27 protein-coding genes are annotated in these 25,084 nt (G+C 57.3%); 20 read left to right on the top strand and 7 right to left on the bottom strand.

Going from position 1 to position 25,084, the window contains the following annotated elements; all coding sequences use genetic code 11:
* Positions 1 to 6 precede the first annotated feature (6 nt).
* From AC2FIM_RS11900 to AC2FIM_RS11915, 4 genes are all read left to right on the top strand, one after another.
* Positions 7 to 459: an LptA/OstA family protein gene (locus AC2FIM_RS11900; RefSeq protein ID WP_142638458.1), complete on the top strand. Its 453-nt coding sequence runs from the start codon at positions 7 to 9 to the stop codon at positions 457 to 459.
* The gene (gene lptB, locus AC2FIM_RS11905; RefSeq protein ID WP_142638291.1) at positions 459 to 1,217 is read left to right on the top strand and encodes an LPS export ABC transporter ATP-binding protein; all 759 of its coding nucleotides are present in this window, start codon (positions 459 to 461) and stop codon (positions 1,215 to 1,217) included. Before AC2FIM_RS11900 ends, lptB begins: the two co-directional genes overlap by 1 nt.
* Positions 1,218 to 1,469: 252 nt before the next feature.
* A complete protein-coding gene (hpf, locus tag AC2FIM_RS11910; RefSeq protein WP_142638289.1) occupies positions 1,470 to 2,033 on the top strand; it encodes a ribosome hibernation-promoting factor, HPF/YfiA family in 564 nt (187 codons plus the stop codon).
* A gap of 60 nt (positions 2,034 to 2,093) precedes the next feature.
* Complete coding sequence (locus AC2FIM_RS11915) at positions 2,094 to 2,558, top strand: PTS sugar transporter subunit IIA (RefSeq protein WP_142638287.1); 465 nt, start codon at positions 2,094 to 2,096, stop codon at positions 2,556 to 2,558.
* A gap of 48 nt (positions 2,559 to 2,606) precedes the next feature.
* Here the strand turns inward: AC2FIM_RS11915 and dalA are convergent, their stop codons facing one another.
* On the bottom strand, positions 2,607 to 3,122 hold the full coding sequence (dalA, locus tag AC2FIM_RS11920) for a divisome-associated lipoprotein DalA (protein WP_142638285.1): 516 nt from the start codon (positions 3,120 to 3,122) through the stop codon (positions 2,607 to 2,609).
* A gap of 168 nt (positions 3,123 to 3,290) precedes the next feature.
* On the opposite strand from dalA, the gene AC2FIM_RS11925 reads away from it, so the two are divergent.
* Positions 3,291 to 3,890 carry a L,D-transpeptidase gene (locus AC2FIM_RS11925; RefSeq protein ID WP_142638283.1) on the top strand — a complete coding sequence of 200 codons (600 nt, stop codon included), beginning with the start codon at positions 3,291 to 3,293 and terminating at the stop codon, positions 3,888 to 3,890.
* Between the two features lie 139 nt (positions 3,891 to 4,029).
* The gene (locus tag AC2FIM_RS11930; protein ID WP_142638281.1) at positions 4,030 to 4,212 is read left to right on the top strand and encodes a hypothetical protein; all 183 of its coding nucleotides are present in this window, start codon (positions 4,030 to 4,032) and stop codon (positions 4,210 to 4,212) included.
* A 75-nt stretch (positions 4,213 to 4,287) separates the two neighbouring features.
* Here the strand turns inward: AC2FIM_RS11930 and hemH are convergent, their stop codons facing one another.
* Both hemH and AC2FIM_RS11940 read right to left on the bottom strand, forming a co-directional pair.
* A complete protein-coding gene (gene hemH, locus AC2FIM_RS11935) occupies positions 4,288 to 5,337 on the bottom strand; it encodes a ferrochelatase (protein WP_142638279.1) in 1,050 nt (349 codons plus the stop codon).
* A 57-nt stretch (positions 5,338 to 5,394) separates the two neighbouring features.
* Complete coding sequence (locus AC2FIM_RS11940) at positions 5,395 to 6,225, bottom strand: methyltransferase domain-containing protein (RefSeq protein ID WP_281973579.1); 831 nt, start codon at positions 6,223 to 6,225, stop codon at positions 5,395 to 5,397.
* 16 nt (positions 6,226 to 6,241) lie between these two features.
* On the opposite strand from AC2FIM_RS11940, the gene AC2FIM_RS11945 reads away from it, so the two are divergent.
* Genes AC2FIM_RS11945 through AC2FIM_RS11960 form a run of 4 tightly spaced genes read left to right on the top strand, consistent with a single transcriptional unit; the run spans position 6,242 to position 8,551 of the window.
* The gene (locus tag AC2FIM_RS11945; RefSeq protein ID WP_281973580.1) at positions 6,242 to 6,970 is read left to right on the top strand and encodes a ComF family protein; all 729 of its coding nucleotides are present in this window, start codon (positions 6,242 to 6,244) and stop codon (positions 6,968 to 6,970) included.
* Positions 6,971 to 7,007: 37 nt separating this feature from the next.
* Positions 7,008 to 7,265, top strand: coding sequence for a glutaredoxin 3 (gene grxC / locus AC2FIM_RS11950; protein ID WP_142638273.1), 258 nt, complete (start codon positions 7,008 to 7,010; stop codon positions 7,263 to 7,265).
* Complete coding sequence (locus AC2FIM_RS11955) at positions 7,265 to 8,095, top strand: carbon-nitrogen hydrolase family protein (protein ID WP_496678589.1); 831 nt, start codon at positions 7,265 to 7,267, stop codon at positions 8,093 to 8,095. Before grxC ends, AC2FIM_RS11955 begins: the two co-directional genes overlap by 1 nt.
* 15 nt (positions 8,096 to 8,110) lie before the next feature.
* Positions 8,111 to 8,551, top strand: coding sequence for a MarR family winged helix-turn-helix transcriptional regulator (locus AC2FIM_RS11960; protein ID WP_142638269.1), 441 nt, complete (start codon positions 8,111 to 8,113; stop codon positions 8,549 to 8,551).
* Positions 8,552 to 8,553: 2 nt separating this feature from the next.
* Here the strand turns inward: AC2FIM_RS11960 and ubiG are convergent, their stop codons facing one another.
* The gene (gene ubiG / locus AC2FIM_RS11965) at positions 8,554 to 9,300 is read right to left on the bottom strand and encodes a bifunctional 2-polyprenyl-6-hydroxyphenol methylase/3-demethylubiquinol 3-O-methyltransferase UbiG (protein WP_142638267.1); all 747 of its coding nucleotides are present in this window, start codon (positions 9,298 to 9,300) and stop codon (positions 8,554 to 8,556) included.
* A gap of 48 nt (positions 9,301 to 9,348) precedes the next feature.
* Between ubiG and pip the strand changes: the two genes are divergently transcribed.
* The 6 genes from pip (at position 9,349) to infB (ending at position 16,641) form a co-directional block, all read left to right on the top strand.
* A complete protein-coding gene (gene pip, locus AC2FIM_RS11970; RefSeq protein WP_142638265.1) occupies positions 9,349 to 10,326 on the top strand; it encodes a prolyl aminopeptidase in 978 nt (325 codons plus the stop codon).
* Positions 10,323 to 11,144 carry an ABC transporter substrate-binding protein gene (locus tag AC2FIM_RS11975; protein WP_281973585.1) on the top strand — a complete coding sequence of 274 codons (822 nt, stop codon included), beginning with the start codon at positions 10,323 to 10,325 and terminating at the stop codon, positions 11,142 to 11,144. Before pip ends, AC2FIM_RS11975 begins: the two co-directional genes overlap by 4 nt.
* Positions 11,145 to 11,305: 161 nt before the next feature.
* A complete protein-coding gene (gene rimP, locus AC2FIM_RS11980) occupies positions 11,306 to 11,896 on the top strand; it encodes a ribosome maturation factor RimP (RefSeq protein WP_142638261.1) in 591 nt (196 codons plus the stop codon).
* Positions 11,896 to 13,509, top strand: coding sequence for a transcription termination factor NusA (gene nusA / locus AC2FIM_RS11985; protein WP_142638259.1), 1,614 nt, complete (start codon positions 11,896 to 11,898; stop codon positions 13,507 to 13,509). The genes rimP and nusA overlap by 1 nt, the downstream gene beginning before the upstream one ends.
* A gap of 22 nt (positions 13,510 to 13,531) precedes the next feature.
* Entirely contained in the window at positions 13,532 to 14,155 is a 624-nt protein-coding gene (locus AC2FIM_RS11990) for an RNA-binding protein (RefSeq protein WP_142638257.1), read from the top strand.
* Between the two features lie 8 nt (positions 14,156 to 14,163).
* Entirely contained in the window at positions 14,164 to 16,641 is a 2,478-nt protein-coding gene (infB, locus tag AC2FIM_RS11995; RefSeq protein ID WP_142638255.1) for a translation initiation factor IF-2, read from the top strand.
* A 583-nt stretch (positions 16,642 to 17,224) separates the two neighbouring features.
* On the opposite strand, the gene AC2FIM_RS12000 is transcribed toward infB, so the two are convergent.
* Positions 17,225 to 18,820, bottom strand: a complete 1,596-nt coding sequence (locus AC2FIM_RS12000) for a GMC family oxidoreductase (RefSeq protein WP_496703860.1) — start codon at positions 18,818 to 18,820, stop codon at positions 17,225 to 17,227.
* Between the two features lie 109 nt (positions 18,821 to 18,929).
* Here AC2FIM_RS12000 and AC2FIM_RS12005 point away from each other — a divergent pair, with 109 nt between their 5' ends.
* From AC2FIM_RS12005 to AC2FIM_RS12020, 4 genes are all read left to right on the top strand, one after another.
* On the top strand, positions 18,930 to 20,168 hold the full coding sequence (locus AC2FIM_RS12005) for a TRAP transporter substrate-binding protein (protein WP_142638251.1): 1,239 nt from the start codon (positions 18,930 to 18,932) through the stop codon (positions 20,166 to 20,168).
* 65 nt (positions 20,169 to 20,233) lie between these two features.
* Entirely contained in the window at positions 20,234 to 20,899 is a 666-nt protein-coding gene (locus tag AC2FIM_RS12010) for a TRAP transporter small permease (protein ID WP_142638249.1), read from the top strand.
* Positions 20,899 to 22,257 (top strand): TRAP transporter large permease, encoded by a 1,359-nt coding sequence (locus tag AC2FIM_RS12015; RefSeq protein ID WP_142638247.1) that lies wholly within the window; start codon positions 20,899 to 20,901, stop codon positions 22,255 to 22,257. The genes AC2FIM_RS12010 and AC2FIM_RS12015 overlap by 1 nt, the downstream gene beginning before the upstream one ends.
* Positions 22,258 to 22,268: 11 nt before the next feature.
* On the top strand, positions 22,269 to 23,048 hold the full coding sequence (locus tag AC2FIM_RS12020) for an IclR family transcriptional regulator (RefSeq protein ID WP_142638245.1): 780 nt from the start codon (positions 22,269 to 22,271) through the stop codon (positions 23,046 to 23,048).
* Positions 23,049 to 23,347: 299 nt separating this feature from the next.
* Here the strand turns inward: AC2FIM_RS12020 and AC2FIM_RS12025 are convergent, their stop codons facing one another.
* Positions 23,348 to 24,175: an alpha/beta hydrolase gene (locus tag AC2FIM_RS12025; protein WP_271950767.1), complete on the bottom strand. Its 828-nt coding sequence runs from the start codon at positions 24,173 to 24,175 to the stop codon at positions 23,348 to 23,350.
* A 3-nt stretch (positions 24,176 to 24,178) separates the two neighbouring features.
* The gene (locus AC2FIM_RS12030) at positions 24,179 to 25,060 is read right to left on the bottom strand and encodes a tryptophan 2,3-dioxygenase (protein ID WP_142638241.1); all 882 of its coding nucleotides are present in this window, start codon (positions 25,058 to 25,060) and stop codon (positions 24,179 to 24,181) included.
* Positions 25,061 to 25,084 lie beyond the last annotated feature (24 nt).

Consider the following 25,084-nt stretch of genomic DNA (forward strand, 5'->3'; position numbering starts at 1 on the left):
GCGCTGATGGTCGGTGCCTTTTCGGCGTCGGCACAGGAAACGCAGGTCGCCTTCGGGTCAGCCAAGGCGGATCCAAGCCAGCCGGTCGAGGTCACCTCGGAATCCCTAAACGTCAATCAAGAAGACGGCACGGCCGAGTTTATCGGTAACGTCCTGATCGTGCAGGGTGAGATGCGCCTGACCGCCGAGCGGGTCTTGGTCATCTACAACGCCGACAGGTCCGGAATCGAGCGGATGGAGGCGACAAATGATGTGGTTCTTGTCAGCCCGCCCGATGCAGCCGAAGGCGACTGGGCCGAATACACAATCGACTCGGGCGAAATCGTGATGCGCGGAAATGTGCTTTTGACGCAAGGCCCCAGCGTTATCAGCGGCGATCAGATGAATGCCAATCTGACGACCGGAACGGCAAAGATGACTGGCCGCGTCAAAACCATTCTGAATCCGGATAGCAACTGATGGAGCGTCCGAATTTGTCTGTGGCCGAAGGCGGTTCCGGCCTCAGGATCGAGAAACTGCGGAAATCATACCGTAAGAAGACCGTGATACGCGAAGTCTCGATGACGTTGGGCCGGTCCGAGGTGGTTGCCTTGTTGGGTCCGAACGGATCAGGCAAGACCACAACGTTCTATTCGGTCGCCGGGCTTGTCTTTCCCGAAGCTGGCACTGTGACCATTGACGGCCAAAACGTGACGACCCTGCCGATGTATAGGCGCGCGCGGCTTGGGATCGGATATCTGCCGCAAGAAATGTCGATTTTCCGCGGGATGAGTGTCGAAGACAACATTGCCGCCGTTCTGGACATCACCGTGAAGCACAGCCATCGCAGGAAAGAGCGGCTGGAAGAGCTGTTGTCCGATTTTTCGATCGAACATCTGCGCCGCGCCCCGGCATTGGCATTGTCGGGTGGCGAGCGTCGCCGTGTCGAAATTGCCCGTTGTCTTGCGGCTGATCCAAAATATCTGTTGCTGGACGAGCCGTTTGCAGGCGTGGACCCGATCAGCGTCGGCGATATCCGCCATCTGGTAGCGGACCTGAAAAAGCGCGGCATCGGCGTGCTGATCACTGACCATAACGTGCGCGAAACACTGGAAATCGTGGACCGGGCCTATATCCTGCATGATGGTCAGGTGCTGATGTCGGGCACGCCGGATGAAGTCGTCGAGAACGAAAATGTCCGTCGGGTCTATTTGGGCGAAAACTTCCGTATTTCATAGGCTTGCGCGGAATTGCGCCCAGCGCATGGCTGAAATCACGTATATACACGCCTGTTTTGATTGACTCTGCCGCCGTCTCTTGCCTCAATTGGGTTATGGCATTTCTTCAGTTCCAGTCGGGATCGCGGTACACCTTTGCTAAGGGGTACGTTTCTCAGCAACTGCGGAATATGCCGATATCCCCCACCCGATAAAAACACGTGCGCTGCGTAACGCAGCGTCAAAATGGGTGTGAATTGTGAAGGAGATCACATGCGTTACCAAATTAGCGGAAAACAGATCGACATCGGCGAGGCACTGCAGACCCATGTGCAGACCGAGCTAGGGGAGGTTGTTGGAAAATATGCCCAGCGCCCGACCGACGCCAATGTCGTCTTTTCCCGTTCTGCGCATGAGTATGTTTGCGAAGCCACCGTGCATCTTTCGACCGGCCTGACAGCGCAGGCCAAGGCCCACGCTATCGAAATCTACGCAGCATTCGAGGCCTGCTGTGACAAGATGGAAACGCAGTTGCGCCGGTATAAGCGCCGCCTCAAGGACCATCACAAGGACCGATCCGAGCCGGTTGAACTCTTTGGTGCTTCCTCTTATATCCTCGCCTCTGACGAATCAGAGTCGGCTGATGAACCTGAATCGCTGCAGCCGATGATCGTGGCTGAGATGGAAACCAAGATCCCATCGTTGAGTGTTGGTGAAGCCGTAATGCAGATGGAACTAGCCGGCGCCCCGGTGCTGGTGTTCCGGAATGAAAACAAGGACGGATTGAATGTCGTGTATCGCCGTGAGGACGGCAACATCGGCTGGATTGATCCGTAACAGGCAAGAATAGCAAGGCAAGCCCCTGCGCAAGCAGGGGCAAGGCCATGGAGCGTGATCATGGAGCTATCGAGCATACTGAAGCCCGAGGCGGTACGTGTATTGTCCGCCGCTTCCAGCAAGAAGCGGTTGTTTCAGGAAATCGGCGATGTTGCCGAGGGGGCCCTTGGTCTTGACGCGCAGGTTGTAGTGGATGGCCTGCTCGAGCGGGAGAGCCTTGGCCCAACAGGCGTTGGTCATGGAGTTGCCCTGCCACATGCGCGGCTGGGTGATCTGGCCGAAGTGGCTGGCGTTTTCGTAATGCTGGAAAAGCCGATTGATTTCGGTGCGGTAGACCGCCAGCCGGTTGATGTCGCTTTTGCGTTGTTTGCCCCGGAAGAGGCGGGTGTGGACCACCTAAAGGCGCTTGCGCTGGTGTCCAGAACGCTGCGCAATACGTCGGTTTGCGCAAAGCTGCGCGCCAATCCTGATCCGGTCAAGCTCTATGCAATTTTGACCGAGGCGCAGTCGGTCCAGGCGGCTTAACTGCCCCAAAGGCAAAAATAGCCCCCGGTTTTCGGGGGCTTTTGCGTTTTAACCACCGGTTCCCATTTCCAGGGTCCACCAGATCTTCCCGCCGTTCTCCTGGTGCCAGGCAAAGCCCATCTGGGTGGCTTTGGCATCCATGATGACATTTCGCGGTCCGGGTTCCTGCATCCAGGCGGCCAGCGTTTCGGTCTCGGTCTCATAGGTTTCCGAGATCGCCTCGCCGAGGAAGGTGCCGTAATAGCCGACGCGCGTCGCCCGATCCAACGGCGAAGATCCGTCCGAGCCAAAGTGCCAGGGCCGATTCTGTCGCGCCATATCCTTGGAATGGGTGGCGGCCGCGGCATTGAGCTGAGCATTCAGTTGTACCGGCTGAAGGCCCGATGCCTGGCGGAGGGCGTTAACCGAATCCAACATCCGGAATTGCAGCTTTTCTGGATTGCCACGGATCTTGTACACCGTTGGCAGGGGGCGCCCATCTGCCCCATAGGTTGGGGATCCACCCGGCGTACAGGCGGCCAGTGCAATAAAGCTAGCAAACAGTAATGAAATGATGCGCGTCATGATCGACCTGATTATTGTGTTGCCATACGGCATAGCGTGACAGAAGGCTGTGGGCAAACGCACAATGGCTTTGTTCTGCGTGATTCTGCCGGTTTCAATTGCGACTGAAGCATTCTGGCAATAAAATGCACAGGATTTTTAGATTTTCTGTGAAAAGGACCTGCGATCATGGTCAAGAAAAGCATTACTCATACAACCCGACGCGGATTCGTCGCGGGTGTCTCGGCTCTGGTCGCCTCGCCTGCGATTGCCCAATACACCCCCGGAGACCCGCTGCGCCCCGCACCCGAGGACGAACCCGCGGTGCGCCGTAACATCTCTGGCTTCAGGGCGCTGGACTGGCAGCCCTATTTTTCCAACACGAAAAACGGCGCTATCCTTGTCGATACAGTGTCGCGGGCGCTGCATTACTGGTCTGACGATCAATCGGTGTACAAACTATACCCGTCGTCGGTTCCCCTGACCGAAGAGCTGACGCGCCGCGGCCGGACCAGTGTGATCCGCAAGGTCGAGGGCCCAAGCTGGTCGCCAACACCTTCGATGAAGAAAAGAAATCCGGAATGGCCAGACTATATCCCGCCGGGTCCGGATAACCCTCTGGGAACACATGCTTTATATCTAAGCTGGAAATATTACCGAATTCACGGAACCCATGATACGCGCAAAATTGGGCGCCGATCTTCGAATGGGTGCATCGGTCTTTTCAACAACGATATTGCCGAACTGTTCTCAATGGCCAGGGTTGGCACGCAAGTGTTGCTAATTTGACGACATTTCCGCGCAGGTACCCGCTTGTGGCGCAACTTCCATTTGCATTCCAGTTGGATAGCTGATTAGAAAAAAACACGAGGTAAGTCTTGAGTGCATGGTTTCACTATACGGAACCGTGCGTATCCTGGAGGTTAATATGAAGAAACTCGTTCTCGCCGCTGCACTGACTGCTGCTGCTTCGACCGCTTATGCAGGCAACCTGGAAGAGCCGGTTGTTGAAGCACCTGTTGTTGTTGAAGAAACTCAGGGTTCGTCAAACGGCATCATCCTGCCGCTGATCCTGTTGGTTGTTGTTGCCGCAGCTGTTGCAGCAAGCTAATTCGACAAGCGATATCTAAAGAAAAGGCGGTGGAGCTTTCCACCGCCTTTTTTTGTGCCTAGTCGACTGGGTGGCTTAGTCCAGCCAACCCTTCAAATTATCCTCGATCACCTTGCCCAGGGCCGCTATGTGCGATTCGTCATCGTTCAGGCATGGGATATAGGTAAAGCTTTCGCCGCCCGCGTCCTCAAAACTCTCTTTGATCTCTTCGTTGATCTCTTCCAGCGTTTCGATGCAATCGGAGGAAAACGCTGGTGCGATAACGGCGATCTTCTTCTTACCCTGTTTTGCCAACTCGGCCACATGGTCGACCGTATATGGCTTGAGCCATTCTTCCGGGCCGAATCGTGACTGGAAGGTCGATACAAGCTGGTCGTCAGACCAGCCCAACCTTTCTTTCAGCAACCGAGTCGTTTTTGCGCATTGGCAGTGATAGGGGTCGCCTTGTTGCAGGTAGCGTTCCGGCATGCCGTGGTAGGAACAGACCAGTATGTCCGGTTTGTCCACCATCGCGGCATAGGCCTTTTCAACCGAGCCCGCCAATGCGTCGATATAGGCGGGTTCGTCAAAATAGGCGGGCACGGTACGGCTGGCGGGTTGCCACGTCTCATCCATCAGAGCGCGGAAAAACTGGTCATTGGCCGTGGCGGTCGTGGCGCCTGCGTATTGTGGGTACAGTGGAAAGAACAGAACCCGGTCGCAGCCTGCCGCGACCATTTCCCGGACCTTTGATTTTGTCGATGGGTTGCCGTAGCGCATGCAGAATTCCACCATGACCTTGTCGCCATAGCGTGCCTGCATCGCGTCACGCAATTTGGCGGTCTGGTCCTTGGTAATCGTCATCAGCGGGCTTTCGCCCTTGTCGTGGTTCCAGATCGACTTGTACGCCTCACCCGAGCTGAAGGGCCGTTTGGTCAGGATGATCCCCTGCAGGATTGGCTGCCATTTCCACTTGGGATAGTCGATCACGCGCTGGTCCGACAGAAACTCGTTCAAATAACGGCGCATGGGCCAATAGCTGTAATCGTCGGGGGTGCCGAGATTGGCCAGCAGGATGCCGACGCGGCCCGTTTTGACTTTGGGGTGATCCGCCGGGGCATGATCGGGGCGTGTGGCGTCAAACATGTTTCACTTCCTGAGATGTCTTTGCTTCGGGCTGAGATAACCGGAATTCCGCATTCGTCAATCGGACAGTTTGCCTTCGCTTGCGCCCAGAGCATCCGCAAGCCGCATCTGGGCCGAGCCCGGACGCAGCGGTTTTGGCTGGCTTTCATCGGGAGACCAGCCGGTTAGGCAGACCAGTTCGAATGTCGCCTTGAGGCGTTTTTGATCAGTGCTGAAATGGTTGGCATAGATGTGTTGCGCCCGGGCAAAGACCTGCCGGTTTGTGGGGTGTTTCATGCGGTTTTGCAGGCTGTTGGTTTCACCCATTGCCCGAAGGTCATGCATCAGGTGGGTCAGATCGCGATATTCCGCCGTCAATCGCGCGGTATCAGCAACCGGCAGGGCCAGTCCGGCGCGTTGCAGTAACCCGCCCAGATCGCGCAGCTCGGCCATCGGCGCGATGCGGGGGCTGAGGCCGCCCGTGACCTCAACCTCGGCCTGCCCAAGTGCGGCGCGCAGTTCCCGCAGGGTTTCACCGCCCAGACAGATCACCAGCAACAGCCCATCAGGTTGCAGCGCGCGGTGACACTGGATCAACTGCCCAACCGGATCATTGGCCCAGTGCAAAGCCATGGCATGGATCACCAGATCATGGGCACCGGGAGTCAGGTCCAGCACCTCGTTATCCGGGATGATCCGCGCCATTGGCAACACATCCTGCCAGACTTGCGCAAAAGGGGTCACGATCGCCGGGTCCGTAAAGCTTTTATTAACCAAGGCGAGCCGATCCTGAACCTCGTCAACTGCGGCGCGGTGCAAGAACAAGGCATCTTCCCGTGCGCGGGACCGACGCCGTGCAAGGATTGCGCGGTCGAACAGTGAGGGTGCGTTGGAATCAGGCAGTTTCATAGGGCGCAACTATCGCATGTGGCAGCGGATTCAAACCGCTGTCCAGATGATCTATCCCCCGCGCTGTCTGGGATGCGGTGATTTGACCGAGTCGGATTTCGGCCTCTGTGGCTCCTGTTGGCGTGAAACGCCCTTTATCGGTGGCGCTGTATGTGAAAGCTGCGGCGTGCCCTTGCCGGGTGAGGCCGATGGCCACCGAATCGAATGTGATGACTGTATGAAAACGCCGCGCCCCTGGCGCGATGGGCGGTCTGCGCTTTTGTATGATGGCAAGGCGCGATCCCTGATTCTGGCTCTGAAACATGGGGACCGGCCCGAGCTTGCACGCCCTGCGGCGCGCTGGATGGCCCTGGCGGGTCGGGATTTGTTTCGCGAGGACATGCTGATCGCGCCGGTACCGCTGCATTGGTCCCGGTTGCTGAAACGCAGGTACAACCAATCCGCCCTGTTGGCGCAGCATCTGGGGCGGCAAACCGGGTTGGAGGCCTGTCCGGACCTTTTGGTCCGACGGACAAGAACGCCGGTTTTGGATGGAAAAACAGCCGCACAGCGCATGGAAACGCTGGAGAATGCGATTGCAGCGCATCCCAGGCGGCTTCGGCAGATGCAGGGGCGCGATATTCTGCTGGTCGATGATGTCATGACATCAGGCGCAACATTGACCTCATGTGCACGTGTCTGTCGTGCATCCGGGGCAAATCATATTTTTGTGTTGACCCTAGCGCGCGTTGCCAAGGATACCTAACTCGCCCAGGATTGTGCGAAACCCAAAGGTACGGAATATGAAATCGGTAGAAATATATACCTCGCCGCTCTGTGGCTTCTGTCACGCTGCAAAACGGCTGTTGAATCAGAAGGGCGTCGAGTTTCAGGAAGTCGATGTGCTGAGGAACCCAAAACGCAAACCTGAAATGATCCAGCGCGCCGGTGGCAAGCGCACCGTACCCCAGATCTTTATCGGATCGCAGCATGTGGGTGGATGCGACGACCTTTATGAGCTGGAACGTCAGGGCAAGCTGGACGGTTTGCTGGCGGCCTGATGAAGAGCGCCCTGCTTCAGATCACCTCGTCGGATGATCCGGCTGAAAACCTGAAAATGGTGCGCGCCATGATGTCCGAAGCGGCAGGACAGGGTGCGCGGTTCGTTCTGACGCCCGAGGTGACGAATTGCGTGTCCACCTCGTCCACACGGCAGCGGGAAATCCTGCAATACGAAGAAGATGACCTGACACTTGCGGGGCTGCGCGAACAAGCCGCAAGCCTGGGGATCTGGTTTTTGATCGGCTCGTTGGCGATCAAAACACATGATGCGGAGGGTCGGTTTGCCAATCGGTCCTTCATGATTGATCCTCAGGGGCAGATCGTGGCGTGGTATGACAAGATCCACATGTTCGACGTGCAGGTGTCCGAGGCCGAGACGTTTCGCGAGTCCAAAAACTACCGTCCCGGCACACGAGCGGTCATAGCCGAGACAGATTTCGGCAAGGTGGGTCTGAGTATATGTTATGATATCCGCTTCCCCCAACTGTACGCATCTCTGGCGCAGGCTGGAGCGCGCATTCTGACGGTTCCAGCCGCTTTTTCACCGGTCACGGGTGAGGCCCATTGGAAGTCGCTGTTGCGGGCGCGGGCGATTGAAAACGGATGCTGGGTGTTGGCCCCGGCGCAGACCGGTGAACACCCTAAAACCAGGGGAAAGACCCGCAAAACCTACGGTCACAGCATGGTCGTTGCCCCATGGGGAGAGGTCGTCATCGACGCAGGGACCGATCAGGGCATTCACTTTTTCAATTTGGATGATAGTTCTGTTACAGAAGCACGAAGCCGCGTGCCTTCGCTGACACATGTCCGTCCCTTTGACGGCCCCTGATCCAGAATCTGGACTATGACAAACGATACCAATGCCCTCGCGGTCACGCTGTTCAGCGAGATCCTGACCGCAGACCAGTTATTGCGTAACCGGCTCAGCCGGGTGCTGCCCAGGGGCATGGAAATTTCGCATTTCTCGGTTTTGAACCATCTTGTCTTTGTCGGCAACGAACGCAGCCCGGCACAGCTAGCCGATACGTTTCACGTGACCCGAGGTGCCATGACCAATACCTTGGCCAAGCTGGAATGGGCCGGATATATCCACATCCGCCCCGACTGGGACGACGCCCGCCGCAAGATGGTCGCCATCAGCCCCGCTGGGCGGAGTGCTCGGGATCAGGCGATCTCCTCCATTGCGCCGCTGATCAACCGCGTGGTCGGAGAGCTGGGGCTGGAGCGGGTCCGCAGCACGCTGCCCGTGCTGCGGGATTTGCGATTGCAGTTGGAGGGGGAGTAGGTTCACCCCGGCTTCACGCTCGCCGTCACATAATTCACGCTTAAATCCCGGTCCGAGATCGACCAGCTCCACAGGATCGGGTTGAATACGAAACCCTTGCGGTCCACCGGGTCCAACCCGGCTTGACGCAACAGGTCGAACAACTCGTCAGGGGTGATGAACTTGTTCCACTCATGCGTGCCGCGCGGCAGCCAACGCATGATCACCTCGGCACCAAAGATGGCCATCGCATAGGATTTCGGGTTGCGGTTGATGGTCGAACAAATCTCAAGCCCGCCTGGTTTCAGCAAATCCCGCGTGGCTGTCAGAAAGCTGAGCGGGTCGGCCACATGTTCGACCACCTCCATGTTCAGAATCACATCAAACTGCTCACCTGCGGCGGCCATCGCCTCGGCAGTGGTGTGGCGATAGTCGATCCCAAGCCCTGATTGCTCGGCATGGATGCGGGCGACGGGCAGGTTGCCCTCGGCGGCATCGGCGCCCACGACCTCGGCGCCAAGGCGAGCCATGGGTTCGCTCAGCAAGCCTCCTCCACATCCGATATCCAGCAGGCGCAGGCCCTCGAACGGGCGCGGGGCCTTCAGATCACGGTCAAATTCGCCTGCGATTTGCTGTGTGATATAATCCAGACGACAGGGGTTCAGCATATGCAGGGGCTTGAATTTCCCATGCGGGTCCCACCATTCGGCGGCCATCGCCTCGAATTTTGCGATCTCGGACGGGTCTACCGTGTTCGGATGCGCTTGCATTCCTGTCTCCGTATGCTCTTTTACGTTTAAGGACTATATAGGGCCATAATGGACAAGTACCCGGACCAAAAGCGCGCAGTGCAATATCTTTACCCGCCGATCGACCCGTTCGATCAGCGAATGGTCGATGTGGGCGATGGTCACCTTATCTATATGGAACAATGCGGCAATCCGGATGGCCTGCCGGTGGTCGTGTTGCACGGAGGTCCGGGTGGCGGATGCAGCCCCGCAATGCGGCGCTATTTCGATCCGGACGTCTTTCGGGTGATTCTGTTTGATCAGAGAGGCTGTGGACGCTCGCGCCCGCACGCGTCGGTCACAGACAACACAACCTGGCATCTGGTGGCCGATATCGAACGGCTGCGCACCCTGTTGAACATCAGTGACTGGGCCGTTTTCGGTGGAAGCTGGGGCGCAACCCTGGCGTTGATCTATGCGCAGGCGCATCCCGACCGGGTGAATAGGCTGATATTGCGCGGCGTGTTTCTGGCAACGCAGGCCGAGCTGGACTGGTTCTATGGTGGTGGCGCGGGCAAGTTCTGGCCCGAGCAATGGTCCAAGTTCACCGCTCTGCTCTCCGAGACTGAGCTTTCCGACACGATTGGGGCCTATAACAAACGTCTGTTCTCAGGGGATCGGGCGACTGAGGTTCTGTACGGACGGGCCTGGTCCGCTTGGGAAAATGCGCTGGCGTCAATCCATTCGAACGGATCCACCGGAGAAAGCCCGGGTGAGTATGCGCGCGCCTTTGCCCGGCTTGAGAATCACTATTTCATCAATCGGGCTTTCCTTGATCAGGACGGACAGATTCTGGAGCAGATGGATCGGATCGCTCATATTCCCGGCCATATCGTTCAGGGCCGCTATGACATGATCTGCCCACCGCATTCTGCCTGGAACCTGGCCGAGCGTTGGCCGAATGTCGAATTGAAGATGGTCCGTCAGGCAGGCCATGCCCTGTCTGAACCCGGCATCAGTGCCGAACTGGTCCGCATTATGAACCGCGTGGCCGAGGGGGTAGCATGACCCGCATTGACCGCCGCGCGTTGTTTGCATCAGGTGCCGCTGCGGCGCTGTTGGCCGCAACAGGCGCCTCACTGGCGAATACGCCCAAGCCGGGCGGAACCCTGCGGCTTGCGGTGCCGCGTGACGACAGTCTTGAACAGGTTGCACGGGGGGCGGTGTTTGACACGCTGACCGAAATCGCACCTGACGGTACCTTGCGAGGTGAGCTGGCAACAGGATGGCAGACCGATACGGATGCCCGGATCTGGACGTTTGATCTGCGCGATGATGCGGTGTTCCACGACGGCGTAGCATTGGATATCGCTGATGTGATGGCGGTTTTGGCCGAAGTCGGGCGCGCCGAAGCGCTGGCCCCTAACCGGCTGCACCTTGAACTGGCTAAACCTAATCCCGGCCTGCCTTTCCTGCTGGCCGAAAGTCAATTTGTCATCCCGCGGGCTGGTCAGAGCGTCAAACCGCTGCAGATCGCCAATGGCACCGGATGCTACCGTGTCGAACGGGCTGAGGATGATCGCCACTTTCTGGGCCGCAAAGTCGTTGACCATTATAAGAGCACTCAGGCCGGCTGGGCGGATGCTTTTGAAATTATCGTCATTCCTGATGCCCGCGTCCGGGCCGAAGCATTGCGGGATGGCTATGTGGATATTGCTGCCCTGCCATCATCCGAAGGCTTGAATGGACTGCGCGGTCAGCGCCTTCACCCCAGCGAATCGGATATTGCGCTGGCTGCTGCTGCTCATGTTGGTATGCCCCAGCAGATCGGCGGCGCGCGCGCGCTGGACGACGGACGCATCGCTGAACGGTGGTGGTTGGCGTAAATTCCGGTCAGGGTTCCTGCCGGGGGTTGCAGACTCGGGAAACCCTGCGTATATGCAGTTGCAACAGCGGCGTGTCAGACTTCTGGTCTGGGGCTCCACCGGGAATTTCGACGGGCCGCGCGCCCGTTTTTTTGTGCCCGACTGACAGGGTAGAGTAGCTGATGACAAACGAACTGATAGCCAAAGCTGCCATTGATCGGAGACTGGCCGAGATCATCACCCCAGTGATCGAAGATCTGGGGTATGAGCTGGTCCGTATCCGCCTGATGAGCGGCAAGCAGACCACCTTGCAGATCATGGCCGACAAGCCCGATGGTGGCATCGAAGTGGATGATTGCGCCGAGATATCGAACGCAGTCAGTGCCACACTGGATGTCGAAGATCCGATCCTTGACGCCTATGCGCTGGAAGTGTCCAGCCCCGGCATCGACCGGCCTCTGACACGTCTCAAGGATTTTGAGATGTTCGAGGGCTATGAGGCAAAGATTGAAACCGCCGAACTGATCGACGGCCGTCGCCGCTTCAAAGGGGAGCTGGCCGGGATCGAAGGCGATGAGGTTTTGATCAATATCTCCGAGGGAGATGAGACAATCACCATCGGCTTGCAGTTTGACTGGCTAAGCGATGCCAAGCTGGTCCTGACCGATGATCTGATCAAAGAGATGCTGCGCCAGCGCAAGGACGCCGGTGCCCTGAACGAAAACGCTTTCGACGAGATTGAGACCGAAGGGTCCGAAGAGGAGACGAACTGATGGCAATCACCTCAGCCAACCAGCTGGAGCTGCTGCAGACCGCCGAGGCCGTGGCCCGCGAAAAGATGATCGACCCCGGTCTGGTTGTCGAAGCGATGGAAGAATCGCTCGCCCGTGCCGCCAAAAGCCGCTACGGCGCCGAGATGGATATCCGCGTCAGCATCGACCGCAAGACCGGCAAGGCGACTTTTACCCGCGTCCGCACTGTGGTTGAAGATGAGGAGCTTGAGAACTATCAGGCCGAGATGACCGTCGAGCAGGCCAAGCAATACATGGAAGCGCCGGAAGTCGGTAGCGTCTATGTCGAAGAAGTGCCTCCGGTCGAAATGGGCCGGATCGCGGCGCAATCCGCCAAGCAAGTGATTCTGCAAAAGGTTCGCGAAGCCGAGCGCGATCGCCAGTACGAAGACTTCAAGGATCGCGCAGGTACCATCATCAACGGTGCGGTCAAGCGCGAAGAGTTTGGCAATGTCATCGTCGATCTGGGCGGTGCCGAGGCTGTTCTGCGCCGCAACGACAAGATTGGCCGCGAAAGCTATCGCCCCAATGACCGTGTGCGCGCCTATATCAAGGAAGTTCGCCGCGAGGTTCGTGGCCACCAGATCTTCCTGTCGCGCACCGCGCCTGAATTCATGGCTGAACTGTTCAAGATGGAAGTGCCGGAAATCTATGACGGCATCATCGAGGTCAAAGCTGTTGCTCGTGATCCCGGATCGCGCGCCAAGATCGCTGTCATTTCCTATGACGGCTCGATCGACCCTGTCGGTGCCTGCGTTGGTATGCGCGGCAGCCGTGTGCAGGCCGTCGTGAATGAGCTGCAGGGCGAAAAGATCGACATCATTCCATGGAATGAAGATCAGCCCACCTTCCTGGTGAACGCGCTGCAGCCCGCCGAGGTGTCCAAGGTGGTTCTGGACGAAGAAGCCGGCAAGATCGAAGTTGTGGTTCCCGAGGAACAGCTGAGCCTTGCCATTGGTCGCCGTGGTCAGAACGTACGTCTGGCCAGCCAGCTGACCAACCTGGACATCGACATCATGACCGAGGCCGAAGAATCGGCGCGTCGTCAGAAAGAGTTCGAAGCCCGCACCGGCCTGTTTATGGAAAGCCTGGATCTAGACGAATTCTTTGCTCAGTTGCTGGTATCGGAAGGCTTCACCAACCTGGAAGAAGTCGCCTATGTCGAGCTTGACGAGCTGTTGGTCATTGACGGCGTCGACGAAGGCACCGCGCAGGAACTGCAGACTCGTGCGCGTGAGCACCTGGAAGCACAGGCCAAAGCGGCGCTGGATGCAGCGCGTGAGCTGGGTGTCGAGGACAGCCTTATTGAATTCGAAGGTCTGACACCCCAGATGGTAGAAGCGCTGGCCAAGGACGACGTGAAAACGTTGGAAGATTTTGCCACCTGCGCTGACTGGGAACTGGCTGGTGGTTGGACCACAGTTGATGGTGAGCGTATCAAGGATGACGGCGTTCTGGAGCCTTTTGGCATAACGCTGGAAGAGGCGCAGGATCTGGTCATGACAGCTCGGATCATGCTGGGCTGGGTCGATCCTGCTGAGTTGGAGCAGGCTGAAGAAGACGGCGTAGCGGCCGACGAGGAAGCCGAGGCCTGATCGCAGGCTTCGGGTGGCGCACATGGGTCGCGGTGGCGTCCATAAGGATCGGTCTGACGGACCCGAACGCAAGTGCATTGCCACTGGCGAGGTTCAGCCTAGATATGGGCTGATCCGCTTTGTGGTCGGGCCAGACGGTCAGGTCTTTCCTGATGTCGCGGCAAAACTGCCGGGGCGCGGTGTTTATGTCTCGGCCGACCGTAGCGCGTTGGATAAAGCCATCGGCAAGAAATTGTTCGCGCGGGGGTTCAAGGCGCAGGTCACTGTGTCAAAGGATCTGGCCGATGAGGTTGAAAAGCAGATTGCGCGGCGCGTGATCGAGCTTTTGAGCCTCGCGCGCAAGTCCGGTGATGCGGTTGCTGGCTATGAAAAGGTCAAGGCAATGCTGGACCGGGAAGAGGCCCAGATATTGCTTCAGGCGTCCGATGGATCGGGGCGCGGCAAGTCGAAACTCAGCACGCCGCACTTTGGGAAATACATCGGCTGGTTGACCGCAGACGAACTTGGGGCGGCATTTGGGCGCCAAACCGTGATTCATGCGGCCTTGGCCTCTGGCGGACTCGCCAAACGTGTTGTAGAGGAAGCGCAGCGCCTGCATGGCTTGCGCGAAACGGATGACGGCGGCAAGGGCCGCGCGGAAGGGTAAGAAGCTTTATGAGCGATAGTGACGGCAAAAAGACATTGGGTCTTCGTGGCGGGGCGCGCCCCGGAAATGTGAAACAAAGTTTCAGCCACGGACGTACCAAGAATGTCGTGGTGGAAACCAAACGCAAGCGCGTGGTGGTCCCCAAGCCGGGTGCGGCCAAAACCGGTGGTGGAGCTACGCCATCAGGTGATCCGTCGCGTCGTCCAGCCGGGATTTCCGACGTGGAAATGGCGCGCCGGATGAAGGCGCTGCAGGCTGCCAAGGCGCGTGAGGTCGAAGAGGCCGCCGAGCGTCAGGCCGCTGAAATAGCGCGCGAGGAAGAGCGTGCCCGTCGCCGTGCGGAACTAGAGGCCAAAGAGCGCGAACAGCGCGAGGCCGAAGAACGCGCGCGCGCCAAGGCCGAAGAGGAAGAACGCAAGCGCAAAGAGGCTGAAGATGCCGCTAAGCGTGTCGCGGCGACCCCGACTCCAGAAGAGCCAAAAGCCGCCCGCAGCCCGGCCAGCAAGCCTGCGCCCGCAGCAACGCCACGCAAGCAGGATCGCGAGCGTGAACAACGCGGCACGCGCACCAAGGGCCGTGACGATAACCGCCGTTCAGGCAAGCTGACTCTGGGTCAGGCGACCGGTGGTGAAGGTAATCGTCAGCGTTCGATGGCAGCCATGAAGCGTAAGCAAGAGCGCGCGCGTCAGAAAGCCATGGGCGGCGCGGTCGAGCGGGAAAAGGTTATCCGCGACGTACAGCTGCCCGAGGCGATTGTCGTGTCCGAGCTGGCCAACCGTATGGCCGAGCGTGTCGCGGACGTTGTCAAATCGCTGATGAACATGGGCATGATGGTCACGCAGAACCAGACCATTGACGCTGATACTGCGGAACTGATCATCGAAGAATTTGGCCACAAGGTCACGCGCGTCTCGGCCTCTGACGTCGAGGATGTCATCAAAGAGATCGAAGACAGCGAAGGCGATCTGCAGTCGCGTCCGCCGGTTATTACCATCATGGGTCACGTTGACCACGGTAAGACCTCGTTGCTGGACGCGATCCGCGACGCTCGCGTTGTGGCGGGTGAGGCCGGGGGTATTACCCAGCATATTGGCGCTTATCAGGTGAAAACCGATGGCGGCACAACGCTGTCTTTCCTGGATACACCGGGCCACGCGGCCTTTACCTCGATGCGTTCGCGCGGGGCACAGGTCACGGATATCGTGGTTCTGGTTGTTGCTGCGGATGACGCGGTGATGCCGCAGACGATCGAGGCGATCAACCACGCCAAAGCGGCGGGTGTCCCGATGATCGTTGCGATCAACAAGGTCGACAAGCCGGATGCGAACCCGGACAAGGTTCGCACCGATCTGCTGCAGCACGAAGTCATCGTTGAGAAAATGTCGGGTGAGGTTCAGGACGTCGAAGTGTCTGCCATCACCGGTCAGGGTCTGGACGAGCTGCTGGAAGCCATCGCGCTGCAATCCGAAATTCTTGAGCTGAAAGCCAACCCGAACCGCGCCGCCCAAGGCGCTGTGATCGAGGCTCAGCTGGATGTGGGTCGCGGACCTGTTGCCACCGTTCTGGTTCAGACCGGTACATTGCGTCAGGGCGATATCTTTGTTGTGGGTGAGCAATACGGTAAAGTCCGTGCGCTGATCAACGACAAGGGCGAACGCGTCAAAGAGGCAGGACCCTCGGTTCCGGTTGAGGTACTGGGTCTGAATGGCACGCCCGAGGCCGGGGACGTTCTGAACGTGACCGAGACTGAAGCGCAGGCGCGTGAAATCGCCGCCTACCGTGAACAGGCCGCCAAGGACAAACGCGCCGCCGCCGGTGCCGCAACCACCCTTGAACAGCTGATGCAAAAGGCCAAGGAAGACGAAAACGTCACCGAACTGCCAATTCTGATGAAAGCGGACGTGCAGGGTTCTGCCGAAGCCATCGTTCAGGCGATGGAGAAGATCGGCAACGACGAAGTACGTGTACGCGTGCTGCACTCGGGCGTTGGTGCAATCACCGAAACCGATGTCGGCCTGGCCGAAGCATCCGGCGCCCCGATCCTGGGCTTCAACGTGCGTGCCAATGCTTCAGCCCGGAACACCGCGAACCAAAAGGGCGTGGAAATCCGCTACTACTCGGTGATCTACGATCTGGTCGACGACGTGAAAGCCGCCGCATCAGGCCTGTTGAGCGCCGAGATCCGCGAAAAGTTCATCGGTTATGCCGAGATCCGCGAAGTCTTCAAGGTTACGGGCGTTGGCAAGGTTGCTGGCTGTCTGGTTACAGAAGGCGTGGCGCGTCGTTCCGCAGGTGTCCGCCTGCTGCGCGACAACGTCGTGATCCACGAAGGCACGCTGAAAACGCTGAAGCGCTTCAAGGACGAAGTGGCCGAGGTTCAGTCGGGTCAGGAATGCGGTATGGCATTCGAGAACTACGACGATATCCGCGCCGGCGACGTCATCGAAATCTTCGAGCGCGAAGAGGTCACCCGGACACTGGATTGATCCGGACAGAACTGAAATTCGGAAAACAGCGGCTCCAACGGGCCGCTGTTTTTCTTTTGGAGAGCTGACGTGAGCCTTTGACTTTTCGCGCGAGTTTTTCTGAGGTTAATCATCAAGTCGCACCGGGTAGCCTTGGTTCAAGAGGCAAAGTAAATCTAGGTTGCTGTCGGCTATGCGGACTTAGCGGCCAATAGGGTTCACCGACGCAGTGCCCGTAGCCAGGCTCAGGCTCGCGACCACGTGCTGTGTATATCTCTCTGCAAGTGAAGTACTTGTACGCCAAAAATAGGAAAGTGGAGGTTCCGATTTGAACTATTGGAAAAGCAAATAGTGTCCGCGACCGCTTATGCATGTTTCGCGAGATTGGTTTAACGTCAAAATCTGAGCTGGATGCTGCACAGATCGTTGACCAAGAGTCGCCCTCCCAGATCACGGTCAGTCATGAGACAAGAGTTGGCAAAGTGCGAGTTGCGATCAGACATAATCAACAGAACAGCTTGAGCTTGCGCGACTGGCACACCGATCCATCGGTTGCGAGTGTTTTGGGCATTCTGCATCGCACACAGGCAAGATGGAGGGCCTGTCAGGCATCCGCGATTATCAAATCGCTCGCCTTTTCCCCGATCATTATTGCCGGTGCGTTGGTGTTGCCACTGACGATTTCGGGCATGATTGAACAATCGGCCACGCGCAGATTTTCTAGCCCGTGAACCCTTAGTTTAGGATCGACAACAGATGCCTCAGAGCTTCCCATCGCACAGGTGCCGGTTGGGTGGTAGATTGAGGTCGAATTCGACCTGGCCCAATCCAGCGTAGCGTCATAGTCGTTGCAATTCAGATCTGCTGTTGGTCGAAACTCTTCCGAAATCTTCGAGGCCAAAGGGTTTTTCTTGGCAATTCGCCGCGCGATATTCACGCCATCGACTATGGTCCTGCAATCTGTTTCTGTGGACAAGTAGTTCGGTATGATCTTGATATGTTTGGACGGATCGGGGCCGTTCAGGCGCAACTCCCCCCTGCTTTCCGGGCGCAGCTGGCAGACCGACATTGTAAAGGCCGAGAACGGGTGTACGCCCTCGCCCGGGCTGTCAGCGGACCAGGGTTGGACATGAAACTGTATATCGGGTGTCTCTACATCCGGGCGCGTTTTCATAAAGCCGGTGGCGAGGCTGGCCGCCATTGTCATAGGCCCTGCACGGAACAGTGCATATTTCAGAGCGATGCGCGCCTGATTGAACAGGCTGCGGACTTCATCATTCAGTGTTGGTTCATTGCACTTGAACACCAGGCGCGCCTGTAAATGATCCTGCAAGCCCTTACCGACGCCAGACAGGGTGTGAAGCGGTTCGATTCCGTTTTCTTTGAGGTGGTCCGGGTCTCCAATCCCCGACAACATCAGGATCTGGGGCGAATTGATCGCGCCGCCAGACAGGATAATCTCGCGTCGAACCTTCAGAGTTTGCTCGACCCCTGACCTGTCCCGGTAAACCAGCCCGGTCGCCTTTTTCCCGTCCAAAACCACGCGCGTCACAAATGCGTTGGTGATGATGTTCAGATTCTGACGACTTCGAATGGGTTTGAGATAAGCCACAGCCGCGCTGCAGCGACGGCCGTTGCGGGTGGTCAGTTGGAAATACCCCACGCCCTCTTGTTCAGCACCGTTGTAGTCGGGGTTGAACGGGTAGCCTGCGGCCTGTGCCGCGGCAACCCAGGCGTCGCAAATGGGGCGTTGAATGCGCATGTTCGAAACAGACAAAGGCCCGCCAATGCCGTGAAACTCATCTTCACCGCGTTCTTGATCTTCGCAGCGTTTAAACAGGGGCAAGACATCGTCCCACCCCCATCCCTCATTGCCCATTTGCCGCCAGCGATCGTAGTCTTCTTTCTGGCCGCGGACATAAAGCAGCCCGTTCAGCGAGGATGAGCCGCCCAGCACCTTGCCTCGTGGCCAGTCTATGGATCGTCCATTAAGCCCCGGATCGGGTTCAGTGCGATAGCACCAGTCAACCGACGGGTTGTGCATTGTTTTAAAATAACCGACCGGAATGTGAATCCACGGGTTGGTGTCGCGACCGCCAGCCTCCAGCAATGCGACGGTCGTATTGGGATCAGCACTCAAACGGTTGGCAATGACACAGCCCGAAGATCCTGCTCCGACTACCGCATAATCGACTTCCATAACTGTCTCCTCCCGACGCGACTGAAAAAAACTCTATGCAAGATGCGAGAAATATACTAGCCTTTTTTGATACAAAACGTCTCATTAATTGCGATCAGGGAGGTAGGCAATGGAGATCGGTAAGAAACTAAGTGGCATTTCCCGGCGAGATTTTTTTCGTGTGGCCGGGCGGTATGGCATGAGTTCGACACTGCTGGCGGCAGGTGGGTTCGGTGGCGCGATGAGCCTGGCGAATCTGGCGCAGGCAGCCGAATCAACCTATGAAAAGCGCTTCTCGAAAGAGCCAAAGCACACGCTTAAATTTGGCGCATCGGGCTTTAACACCCGCAATCTGCTGATCGAACGCGCCGGCGCGATCGAGTTTGCACGCGATCTGGAAGAGCGCACGGACGGTGAAATTCGGATCGAGTTCATTGGCGATAACCAGATCTGCGGCCAGCTGAGCTGTGTTGAAAAAACCCAGCAGGGCATTGTTGATATTTACGCGGCCTCGACCCAGAACTCGGCTGGAGGCGCGCCGTATCTCAACGTGCTGGACTATGCTTACATGTTCCCCAGCCGGGCAGCGCAGTATCACTTCTTCTACAGCCCGGCGAGCCAGCGCATTCTGCGTGATCCGCTTGAGAAACGGCACGGCCTGAAGTTCCTGTTTACCCACTGTGAATTGCGCGGCCTGCAAATGGGTTCGACCTTTGCCGACAAGCCGACCGTCACCAAACTGGAAGAGCTGTTCGGTACAAAGAACCGTGTGACGGGTACGCAGCTGGGACGCATTGCGATGCAGCTGTTGAACCTGAATCCGGTACCGGTTGCATGGGAAGAAACTCTGGATGCGTTGAAGACTGGTCTAATCGACGGGGCTGAAACGTGGGCATCGGCCGTCGCATATGCCAACATGGCTCCAGTGGTGTCGCAGTCAGTCAACCTGAAATTCTTCTGCGGCACTGAACATACCTCAATGTCGGCCAAAGTGTTCGACAGTCTGGGCGGGGAGCTGCAGGATGCTGTGATGGAGTCTTCCTACTTTACGCAGGCTTTGATTCAAGGTGCCAATGAAGCGGCTTTGCTGAACACTGTCGGTTTCTCGGAACCGCAGCTGCCTGATACTATCTTCGCCGAAAATGGAGTACGTCCGGCATTCCTGCCAGATGATCAGATCAAACTGGCCGAAGAGATGTGCGCCCCGAACTACAACCCCGAACCTTGGGCGCAGTGGCGTGAGCGTTTGAACAAATGGGCCGGTGGCATCGATACCTATCAGGAAATCTACGACATCGCGCGTGAGATTCCGGCAGACACCCTGCCGGAAAACGTAGAACCGCGCCGTTGGTGGAAAGGCGAAGCCTGATACAAAAGACGAACCGGCCCCAAGCGGGCCGGTTCTAATACACACCGACTGGGAGGACGGGGTACATGTCGTTTTGGGCAGACACAGGCGCGATCTTCAGTGCCTTTCTCAGCCAGGATTCGTTCGAGATTCAATCAGCGCTGGAATCGGACGCCGCATGGGTGTTGGGCGCGGTTGTTTCAGCCATGGGCGGATTCGTGATCATGCTGATCTATCGGACAGTGCCGTTTATCGAGCGCCATCTGGAGCGGTCGGTGATGGTATATTCTTACCTCGCCATTGCGTTGATCATTTTCTGGGGCGTGATCGACCGATTCGTGTTCAACGATCAAGAACCGTGGTCCACCACTATCCCTCCCTTGTTGTTTATGGTGATGGCGTGGTTCGGGGCCACGTACAATGTTCGCCTGCGGACGCATCTGAGTTTCAATGAGTTCCGCACCGCAATGCCCCGAGGCGGGCAGTTGGCCTGTTTGATCCTTGATGCGGTGTTGTGGTTCATCTTTGCCGTGATCGTCATCGTGACGACCACGCGACTGGTTGCGTTATCGGCGTCAAATTTTCAGATCGTTCTCGGCACGGACAATATCATGCAGTGGTGGTTTTTGCTGGCCGCGCCTCTTTCGTTCTTTTTGATGATCGGGCGTGTGTTTCAGAACCTCGCCGACGATCTGCAAAACTGGAAAACAGGTGAGCCGCTGATCAAGCAGGCCGTGATCGGAGCAGACTGATGACAGACGGAACTTTGGTTACACTGATCTCACTTGGGGTTACCTTTCTGTTCATGCTGGGCGTGCCGGTGTTTTTGGTCATCGGCTATTGGGTGATCGGCTGCTCATTCGTCCTTGGCTTGACGCTGGACAATATGGGGGCCGAACTGTTGAACGTGTTCAACAAAGGCTTTGCCCTGCTCGCGATGCCGCTCTTTATCCTGACCGGAGACCTGATCAACAAGTCTGGTATTGCCCGAAGGCTCAGCGATTTCGCCTATGCCTGTCTGGGCTGGATACGTGGTGGGTTGGCGATGGCATCGCTTGGTGCCTGCGGGTTATTCGCGGCGATTTCGGGATCAAACTCGGCGACGACAGCCACAATTGGTTCGATGCTGCACCCCGAGATGGTCAAAGGTGGCTATGACGAACGGTTCAGCGCGGCGACCGCTGCGGCAGGGGGTACTGTAGGGATCATTATCCCGCCTTCCATTATCTTCATCGTCTATGGCTTCTTGATGAACCTTCCTATTTCCGAGTTGTTCGTGGCGGGCATTCTTCCGGGCGCGCTCATGGTCTTTGGTATGCAATTCGCGTGCTGGATCATTTGCCGCATGAACGGGTGGGGCCATCTGATCCCTTTGCAGCTCAACCGGATACTGAAAACGGCATTTGGCGCCTGGCTTGGATTTTTCGCCATTGGGCTGGTGCTGTGGGGCATCTACACAGGCAAGTTTTCCCCGACAGAAGCCGCGGGCGTGACGGTTGGCTTCTGTGTGATCGCTGGTTTGGTCAGCTATCCGATCAACCGGATTATGGGGGCCAGAAACGACATATCGCCAACCGAGAAGAGTTACGCCGAAATGTTCGTGGTCGAAGGCTTTACGATCCCCGAGATCCCCTCGATCGTCATCCGCTCGGCCCAGATCACCGGCATCCTCGCGCCTCTGATCGCGATATCAGTGGTGATGCAACAGATCTTGTCATTGCTCGGCGCGCAGCAGACAATCGGGGATTTCGTGACTTCAATGGGTGGATACTATGCGGTTCTGTTCACGTCGATGGTGATTGTTTTCTTCTCGGGTATGGTTCTGGAAAGCCTACCTGTAACCATAATTCTCGCCCCAATTCTTGCGCCAATCGCGGCCTCGGTTGGGATTGATCCAATCCATTTCTCGGTGATCTTCCTTGTGGGGGCGTCCATTGGATTCATCACACCACCTTATGGGCTGAACCTCTATGTGGCTTCAGGAGTAACAGGAGTACCTTATTTCCGGTTGCTTCGGTATACGGTACCCTATCTGGTGGCGCTTCTTTCTGTTTGGATTTTAGTGTCGCTTGTGCCCGATCTGGCCTTGATACTGCTGCCAAATAGCTAGACTGTTGCAGGATGGCCGAGACGGAAACACAAGAAAAAGAAACTCAAATACCAACCAACCTCCGCCTCTTGCTGATCCTCGAGGAGGTGGCGCGGCGTGGCGTTTCCGTAAAACCATCGGATCTGATTGAGGCATTAGGTCTGGCCAAGCCAACAATTCACCGTCTGCTGCAAACCGCAGAAGCCGAAGGGTTTCTGCAGCGGGATCTCGATGGCAGATCATATGGCCCGGGACACCGGCTGCGACTGCTATCGGTCAACACCATGTCGTCCGAGCATTTGCGCACTGCGCGACTGGCGATCTTGCGCAGTGTGGCTGAAACTGTTGGCGAGACATGTAATCTCGCCATTCCAGACCGCGAGGGCATGATCTATCTCGACCGGGTGGAAACGAAGTGGCCCCTGCGAATTCAACTGCCGGTCGGGACACAGGTGCCCTTCCATTGCACGGCCAGCGGCAAGATGTACCTGTCCACACTACGGCAAAGAAAGCTGGATGGGTTTCTTTCGGCAGGACATCTACAACCACAAACCGAACGCTCGCTGACCGATCCCAAGGCATTGCGATCTGAGATCCGACGTATCTCTGAGAATAGTTATTCCACCGATGACGAGGAATTCATGACCGGAATGACTGCCCTAGCAGTACCCGTTCAGGATGGACAAGGCCGATTGGTAGGCACGCTTTCGGTTCACGCGCCGACACAACGTCATGACGTCAACAGTCTGATGTCGTTTCTGGGCATACTTCAGAAGGGAGCGAAGCAGCTTTCGGCTCTTTTGAGCCAGTGACTAATGCTTCAGATGACAGTCAAAGCGTGATTTTTTTCACCATCTGCGAATTCGATCATCGACCGGTTTGGAGAATTCTGCACCAGAACGGATGAGAGCGCGATAAAAGTTCCGTGTACTCCGTTCGTTCAACTTTGCAGAGTCGACATTAGCGCACCGCTGCCATTCCTAGCTAGCGCAGCATCTGTCACTCTGGGCTCAAACCGGACACTTGCGGTACCGCCACAAATGCAGGGATATGGCGACTGGCTCAGTGCATGACGCAAAGGTCAGAATATTCTTTCGCCCAACGCCTATGACTACCGAGGAGCCGGCAGGAACGTGCTTGCGTGCATGATGATGTCGAAATGCTGCATCCCTTTCTGCAGATCAAAACTGACAGAATGCCCGCCTTTACGCAGCAATTCCGCATAGTCCCGGCTTTGACGAATGAATTCGGGTGTGTCGCGCTCGGCGACGGTTACATGGTAACGCGGACCGGGGGCGGGCAGGTGCAGGATGGGTGAGAGATCGTGTATCTCGACCGGGGTAAGTTGCAGCGGGTCATTCACCGGCGTCAGGCTGATCGGTTCAAGATCATAGACGCCGCTAATCAGAATCACCTCTCGTACCCGCAAGCCGGCGCGGGCTAGCGCATCGGCTGAAGTCGCCATCACCATGGCCGCCAGATGTGCCCCGGCGCTGTGCCCCGACAAGGTGATCTGCGCCGGATCGAACCCAAGGGCCGTCGCCTGTGATCCCAGCCAAAGCAGGGCATCGCGGCACTCTTTGATCATCTGATCCAGTCGGGCCTCAGGTGCGAGCGTATAGTTCAGCGTTGCAAAGGCTTGCCCGTTTTCCACCAGTGTAGGGGCCATCATCGCCGACTCACGCTGACTGAGCGCCTGCCAGTAACCTCCGTGGATAAAGACATGCAGCGGAGCGTTGGCCGTCGACGCAGGAAAGAAGTCGAGCACCTGTTCAGATGTTTCGCCGAAGGGCAGGTTTTCCCGGCATTCCATCCGGGCGCGGTTCTGCGCACTCAGCGCGGCGTAGCTTTCAAGATAGGGTGTCAGATCGCCGCCAACCATCGAACTGGGAGAATACTCCTGCTCCAGCTCAGTCTGAGTGAAACCACGATACAGCATCGCCTACTCCTGCCCGCTATACATCAATTCGGTGCGCACATCGTAGAGATCGTGAAAGAACCGCAAGTCCAGCGCTTTGCGCAGGAACGACACACCGCTAGACCCGCCTGTACCTGGCTGGTTGCCAATAACTCGCTCGACCGCGGTGACATGGTCAAACCGCCAGCGCTGGAACAGGGATTCCACGTCCATCAGCTTTTCGGCCAGCGCATAGAGGTCCCAATACTGATCGGTATTGTGAAACACCTGAGCCCAGATTTTCACCACGCGCGGGTCGCCGGAATAGGGCTGTGCAAAGTCACGGTTCAGCAGGTCATCAGGCACGTCAAACCCTTGCCGGGCCAGCATGTGCAGCACTTCGTCGTAAAGCGAAGGCTTGGTCAGTGCGGCATCCAATAATTCCATGACTTCGGGATCATGCTGGTGAACCTTCAGGGTCGAGGCATCCTTGTTGCCCAGAATGAATTCAATCTGACGATAGCCATAGCTTTGAAATCCCGAGGAGCTGCCAAGTGCTTGCCGAAAGGTCATGTAATCGGCGGGGGTCATGGTCAGAAGCGTTTCCCACGCGGAAATCAACTGCCGCTGGATTGCTTTGACCCGGTCGAGATTCTTCATTGCCGGGCCAAATTCGTCCTCTTGCAGAAAGCGGCGCACTTCGACCAGCTGGTGATGCATCAGCTTCAGCCACAGCTCGCTGACCTGATGGATGATGATGAACAGCATCTCATCTGGTTGCGCGGGATCCTGAAACGTCTTTTGCAGATTCAGTAGGGTTTTGAGCTGCAGGAAGTCGCCATAGCTCTTGCGGTGGGTTTCGGCGAAATCCGTGACCAGAGTGTCCTCGATCCCGCGTTCAAGATACCGGTTGTCCTTGTCGCTCATCTGCGCCTCCAAACACCTGAGTTC

The organism is Ruegeria sp. CDSC052, from assembly GCF_059610685.1.

Excerpts from the sequence above, each read along its gene's own strand:
- AC2FIM_RS12020 (WP_142638245.1), top strand. The coding sequence starts at position 22,269 with ATGGCCGAGACGGAAACACAAGAAAAAGAAACTCAAATACCAACCAAC.
- hpf (WP_142638289.1), top strand. The coding sequence starts at position 1,470 with ATGCGTTACCAAATTAGCGGAAAACAGATCGACATCGGCGAGGCACTG.
- AC2FIM_RS12025 (WP_271950767.1), bottom strand. The coding sequence starts at position 24,175 with ATGCTGTATCGTGGTTTCACTCAGACTGAGCTGGAGCAGGAGTATTCT.
- AC2FIM_RS12010 (WP_142638249.1), top strand. The coding sequence starts at position 20,234 with ATGTCGTTTTGGGCAGACACAGGCGCGATCTTCAGTGCCTTTCTCAGC.
- grxC (WP_142638273.1), top strand. The coding sequence starts at position 7,008 with ATGAAATCGGTAGAAATATATACCTCGCCGCTCTGTGGCTTCTGTCAC.
- AC2FIM_RS11930 (WP_142638281.1), top strand. The coding sequence starts at position 4,030 with ATGAAGAAACTCGTTCTCGCCGCTGCACTGACTGCTGCTGCTTCGACC.
- AC2FIM_RS11945 (WP_281973580.1), top strand. The coding sequence starts at position 6,242 with ATGTGGCAGCGGATTCAAACCGCTGTCCAGATGATCTATCCCCCGCGC.
- AC2FIM_RS12005 (WP_142638251.1), top strand. The coding sequence starts at position 18,930 with ATGGAGATCGGTAAGAAACTAAGTGGCATTTCCCGGCGAGATTTTTTT.
- AC2FIM_RS11940 (WP_281973579.1), bottom strand. The coding sequence starts at position 6,225 with ATGAAACTGCCTGATTCCAACGCACCCTCACTGTTCGACCGCGCAATC.
- hemH (WP_142638279.1), bottom strand. The coding sequence starts at position 5,337 with ATGTTTGACGCCACACGCCCCGATCATGCCCCGGCGGATCACCCCAAA.
- AC2FIM_RS11975 (WP_281973585.1), top strand. The coding sequence starts at position 10,323 with ATGACCCGCATTGACCGCCGCGCGTTGTTTGCATCAGGTGCCGCTGCG.
- nusA (WP_142638259.1), top strand. The coding sequence starts at position 11,896 with ATGGCAATCACCTCAGCCAACCAGCTGGAGCTGCTGCAGACCGCCGAG.
- AC2FIM_RS11900 (WP_142638458.1), top strand. The coding sequence starts at position 7 with ATGGTCGGTGCCTTTTCGGCGTCGGCACAGGAAACGCAGGTCGCCTTC.
- AC2FIM_RS12030 (WP_142638241.1), bottom strand. The coding sequence starts at position 25,060 with ATGAGCGACAAGGACAACCGGTATCTTGAACGCGGGATCGAGGACACT.
- AC2FIM_RS12015 (WP_142638247.1), top strand. The coding sequence starts at position 20,899 with ATGACAGACGGAACTTTGGTTACACTGATCTCACTTGGGGTTACCTTT.
- pip (WP_142638265.1), top strand. The coding sequence starts at position 9,349 with ATGGACAAGTACCCGGACCAAAAGCGCGCAGTGCAATATCTTTACCCG.
- ubiG (WP_142638267.1), bottom strand. The coding sequence starts at position 9,300 with ATGCAAGCGCATCCGAACACGGTAGACCCGTCCGAGATCGCAAAATTC.
- AC2FIM_RS11915 (WP_142638287.1), top strand. The coding sequence starts at position 2,094 with ATGGAGCTATCGAGCATACTGAAGCCCGAGGCGGTACGTGTATTGTCC.
- AC2FIM_RS12000 (WP_496703860.1), bottom strand. The coding sequence starts at position 18,820 with ATGGAAGTCGATTATGCGGTAGTCGGAGCAGGATCTTCGGGCTGTGTC.
- dalA (WP_142638285.1), bottom strand. The coding sequence starts at position 3,122 with ATGACGCGCATCATTTCATTACTGTTTGCTAGCTTTATTGCACTGGCC.
- AC2FIM_RS11960 (WP_142638269.1), top strand. The coding sequence starts at position 8,111 with ATGACAAACGATACCAATGCCCTCGCGGTCACGCTGTTCAGCGAGATC.
- AC2FIM_RS11990 (WP_142638257.1), top strand. The coding sequence starts at position 13,532 with ATGGGTCGCGGTGGCGTCCATAAGGATCGGTCTGACGGACCCGAACGC.
- AC2FIM_RS11955 (WP_496678589.1), top strand. The coding sequence starts at position 7,265 with ATGAAGAGCGCCCTGCTTCAGATCACCTCGTCGGATGATCCGGCTGAA.
- infB (WP_142638255.1), top strand. The coding sequence starts at position 14,164 with ATGAGCGATAGTGACGGCAAAAAGACATTGGGTCTTCGTGGCGGGGCG.
- rimP (WP_142638261.1), top strand. The coding sequence starts at position 11,306 with ATGACAAACGAACTGATAGCCAAAGCTGCCATTGATCGGAGACTGGCC.
- lptB (WP_142638291.1), top strand. The coding sequence starts at position 459 with ATGGAGCGTCCGAATTTGTCTGTGGCCGAAGGCGGTTCCGGCCTCAGG.
- AC2FIM_RS11925 (WP_142638283.1), top strand. The coding sequence starts at position 3,291 with ATGGTCAAGAAAAGCATTACTCATACAACCCGACGCGGATTCGTCGCG.